At 59.0% G+C, this 4,781-nt stretch carries 3 protein-coding genes; all 3 read right to left on the bottom strand.

The annotated features are described in order from the left end of the window. Positions 1–1,406: S-layer homology domain-containing protein (locus NW819_RS06300; protein ID WP_414413236.1), on the bottom strand; the 1,406-nt coding region annotated here is incomplete at its 3' end. 173 nt (positions 1,407–1,579) lie between these two features. Next, the gene (locus NW819_RS06305) at positions 1,580–2,620 is read right to left on the bottom strand and encodes an NADP(H)-dependent aldo-keto reductase (protein ID WP_414374974.1); all 1,041 of its coding nucleotides are present in this window, start codon (positions 2,618–2,620) and stop codon (positions 1,580–1,582) included. Between the two features lie 93 nt (positions 2,621–2,713). Then, the gene (locus NW819_RS06310) at positions 2,714–4,468 is read right to left on the bottom strand and encodes a hypothetical protein (protein WP_414413237.1); all 1,755 of its coding nucleotides are present in this window, start codon (positions 4,466–4,468) and stop codon (positions 2,714–2,716) included. Positions 4,469–4,781: the final 313 nt, after the last annotated feature.

A 4,781-nucleotide genomic window follows, 5' to 3' on the forward strand; every position in this document is an offset into this window, starting at 1 on the left:
GTTGGGGTCGGTGTGGCAGTGGGCTGGGCGGCCTGCACCTGGAAAGACCACTGCTGGATGGCAGTGTTGCCGCTGGTATCGGCAATTTGGACGGCGATCAAGGTCGGTCGATCGGTGGGCAGCGGCTCGGCTGGGGTGTAGGCGAAGCCGGTGCGGGTGAGCTGGGCTTGGGCGGTGACATCCACATTGTTCACCAGCAAGGTAAAGCTATTGAGGTCGATTCCCTGGTCGTCCTGGAAACGGGCTGAGATGGAGGGGCGAGGGTTGTCGGTTAGGGATCCGTTGGGAGGGGCCAGTTCGCTGATGGTGGGGAAGGTGGTGTCGGTCACCCGCCCGATGGTGATGGTCTTATCCGGCAGCTGCACCAGGGTTACCAGTCCATCCCGCTCCAAGCGGACAAAAACAGGCGCTTCTGAGGCCCGGTCTTGGCTGCGGAAGGTGTAGCTGCCCTCGTATTGCCCTGGGCGGGTTTCCTGCAGTGGCAGGTTGTAGGCAATGCCGGGGATGGAAAACGATCCCTGCGCACCTGGGGATCCCAGCAAAAACACGGTAATCGTATCTCCTGGGTTTACAGATCCCAGCTCTTCGCGGGCAAAGAAGGTTCTCACCTCTGGAGCGGCGGGCAGCGTTTCTACCAGAGGCTCAATGGGAATGTCCGGCGTGGCCAGGGGTTCGGGCGTAGGAGTGACCTGGGCAAGGAGCTCGGTACGGATCCCAGGGCCGGGAATGGCAGCCCCCACCGGCGGATCCAAATTGGGCACCCGGCCCACCTTGGCCAGCGCTTGGTAGGTAAGAGCAGCCACTTCCCCCCGCGTGGCCACCGCCTGGGCATTCAATTGGGTGGGGTTGGGGTAGAGCACCAACAGCCCTTCCTGAACTGCTGTCGCGATGGGGGCGCGGGCAAAGTTGGGAACCAAATTGGCATCGCCGAACGCGGATAGGATCGCGTCAATTTGGCCGGCATCTTCGATGAGCCTACCGTTGGTGGCGGCACGGGTCAGGACAGTGATGGCCTGCGCACGGGTGAGCACATCGTTGGGGCGAAAGGTGCCGTCCGGAAAGCCGGAAACAAACCCTGCCGCTGCCGCCGCGCCGATGGAGGGAGCCGCCCAACTGGGAATGGGATCGGCAAAGGAGCGCACAGGAACGTTGGTATCTAGGCCAAAAGCCTTGGTGACAATAACGGCAAATTGGGCACGGGTGATGGATTCATTGGGACGAAAGGTGCCATCCGGGAAGCCGCCGATGATCTGCCGTTCATTCAACCCAGCAATGTACTGGGCACCCCAATAGGTGCTGATATCAGAAAGTTGGGCCCAAGCGGGATCCCCAAGCCAGGCCAAGCTGCTGCAACTGATCACCAAAGCCGCAGTCTTCCAACCCTGCCAAAGGGAAAGCTTACGCATCGTTCACACCTCAGGTTCTTGGTACAGGATTCAGGTCTCGGATCCCCACTCTCGGTTGGGAGGGGCCCTGGAAGTTGGCCGGACAGAAGTGTAGGAGAGGATGATCCAAACCGCACACCCAGACGAGGAAACCTTCTGAAAAGTTCTGTCTGGCCACCGGTTTCGCCAACCTTTCAGGGGGCAGGATTGGGGTAGCGCTGGTGCACCGCCTCGATCTCCGCCAGGAGCTGCGGGGACAGCTCCACATCCAGGCAACTGAGGTTCTCTTTGAGTTGGGTCAGGCTGGTGGCCCCGATGATGGTGCTGGTAACAAACCAGCGGCTGCGCACAAAGGCCAAAGCCAACTGGGCCGGTGTCAGGCCGTGCCGGCGGGCAATTTGCACATAGGCGGCCACCGCTTCTTCCACATTCGGCTTGCGGTACCGCTGGCCAAAGCCTTCAAACAAGGCCAAACGGGATCCCGGCGGCTTCACCCCCCCCAGATATTTGCCCGTCAGCAGCCCAAATCCGAGCGGGCTGTAGGCCAGCAAGCCCACCTGCTCGTGGCGGCAGACTTCCGCCAGGCCCATTTCAAACGTGCGGTTGATGAGGCTGTAGGCATTCTGAATCGAGACCACCTTGGGCAACCCCAGTTGCTCGGCCACCTGGCAGAACTTGCTCACCCCCCAAGGGGTTTCGTTGCTCAGGCCGATGTAGCGAATGAGACCCTCTTGCACCAATTCCGCCAGAGCCTGCAACTGCTCGGCAATGGGAACGGTGGGCCGCTCCTGGCTGGGATCGTAGGCAACGCCCCCAAACAGGGGCACGTAGCGATCCGGCCAGTGGATCTGGTAGAGGTCGATGTAGTCGGTCTTCAGGCGCTTGAGGCTATCGGCCACCGCCTGCTTGAGGTTGTCGCGGGTGATGGACAGGGATCCGCCGCGAATCCAATGCCAGGGCCGACCAGGGCCGGTGATCTTGGTGGCCAGGATCAGGCGATGCCGCGGTTGGTGTTGCAGCCACTCGCCGATGTAGCGCTCGGTGGATCCCTGGGTTTCCGCCCGCGCCGGCACCGGGTACATCTCGGCGGTATCGATGAAGTTGATCCCGTGCTCCACCGCGTAGTCGAGTTGTTCGAAAGCCTCAGACAAAGTATTCTGCTGCCCAAAGGTCATGGTGCCCAGGCAGATCTCGGAAACTTGCAAAGGGCTGTGGCCAAGCTGGCGGTAGCGCATGGGGAATCTCCGTCTCCAACCCTAGACAGCGCGCCAGTCCCCATTGTGCCCAAAACCTGTCGGCCTACGGGATCCCCCGCTATGCCCCCGTTCCTATTTCGGTGCGGATCCCAGCAGGGGAACGTACTCGCGGTAGAGCTGACCCAAAATTTCCAGACCAATGCGGGTGCGGCTATCGGGGGGGCGAGCCTCAATGGCCGCCTTGACTTGCAAAATCGTGCCCACCGGATAGGGGGAGCGCAGCTCCTCCCGCTTGCCCAAAAACACATCCGTAAAGTAGTCGATCAGCCGCTTGACTTCCCCCACGTCTTTGCGGGAAATGTCCATATCCAAAACGGTGGTCAACTTGGCCCGCATGGCCTGAAAACTTTGCTGGCCGGTGTTGAGGGCCACCCGCTTGGCCAGGCTATCCACCACAATTTGGGTGATCTTCTCCACATTTTGGGTGACGATTTCTCGGTGGCGGGCAGCAAAGCGCAACTGAACCTCATCCAGAAATCGTTCTCGTTCCAGAATCTGGATGCCCTGTTGCTCCAAATCCACCCCATAGCTCTGCAATTGCTTATACTGATTCAAAACCCATTGGTTGTAGAAGGAATCGGCCAAAACTCGCCAATAGCCGATGAGGGTCGCCTCGGCAAAGGGAACGCTGACCAAATAAGCTTCGCTGGTGATGTGGCGCAAATGCTCTGTCAGCTTGTCTCGCTCCTTCTCATCCAAGTAGGAGGTGCGCGGCACCCAAACTGCCCCGTACTCGCTTTTCACCTCTCCGGGCAGGGATCCGAAGAGGGTGTCAAAAAACTGATGAATGCTGAAGAGAAGAAACTTTCCCGGATCCTGAAGGCGGTTGAGCAGTTCCTGTTTTTTCTCCTCCTGATATTGGGCCACCAATTGCTGGGCCTCGGTGATCTGGCCGCGGGCCACCTCCACATCTTGCCGCAGCTTTTCAATCTCTTCTGAGCTCACCATCTCAACGCCGGCAGGCTCCCGTTCCCCGCTGAAATAGCTGCCCCCCGGCCTGGTGCCCCCAATGCCCACCAGGGGAGCGTCGCTGTCATTGTTCAGGGTTAAGAGGCGAGAAAGAGCCTGGAGACGAACTCGCCCACTGGCAGAGCGCAGGGATCCCAGCTCCACCGGATCCCCACTTTCCCAACCGTCCAGCCCGCCGATGCGGTAGAGCGTGTAAAAATACTTGCTGAGCAGAAGCGCCAGCAGATGCCTGTTCTTGACCTCGTTGTACTCCAGGTAGGCTCGCAGACACAGTTGGAAGGCGATGTTGGGCAAGCTGCGACACACCTTCATAATCTGGGTGTAGACCCTTTGCAGGTGAGGCCGAAAGCTGCGTGGGATCGCCTCGGGCCGTAGGCCGCGCAACAAGAACTCCTGCTGGCGCAGATCTTGAGGGGTAAAGTAAAAACTTTCTTGCCAAAGCAGCTCATCCAAGTCACGGGCAAAAATCGGTTTCAAATGGTCGATGATTTGCACCACAACCGACTCGGTGAAGACCGGTATAATCTTTTCGATGTGAAGCTGATCGTAAACGGAGCGCAGCCGCTCGCTGCGGAAGTCTTCGATGGAGATCAGCCCCTTCATGGTTCCGATCCGACCGTCGCTCAGCAGGAACTTATAGACCACTTCGGCAGTGGCCCCTGGGGAGAGAACGGGAGTTCCTGTCAAGTCGGGGCAGATTTGCAGGGGGCGTAGCAGGCGGCTGGTTTCGCTGACGCTGAAGCAACTCCAAGCTGCCGGGTTTAACACCACCGACGATAGGGAGGCCAACAATTGCTTCTCGTCCAAGTCCTCCAGCCGAATTTCTCCCCTGTGAGCTTCGCTAGGTCCCGGAGGCAAGCTCGCCCGCGAATCCTGAACGGCGGAAGGGGATAAGGATGGGGGAGATGTGCTCATGCGGCAAAGGCCGTTGAATCTTAAAGTTCACTCTAAACGGGCGAAGGATGGATGAGTGTGATCTGTATCTCTGTATCCAATGGAAGTCTCTCAAGAAGAATCTGCCCAGAATCTGCCTCGAATTGTCTCCCGCCACCAGTATCTGGAAACGGTTAGCTTTTGGGTAGCGTGCAACCACGGTTTTGAGGATCCACAAATCGATACGCACCTTCAGCTCCGATGGATGAGGCTGCTGAGGCTTCACCCCTTTGTCGTG

The sequence above is a fragment of the Synechococcus sp. R8-2 genome, from assembly GCF_047461715.1.
GTDB lineage: Bacteria > Cyanobacteriota > Cyanobacteriia > Thermostichales > Thermostichaceae > Thermostichus.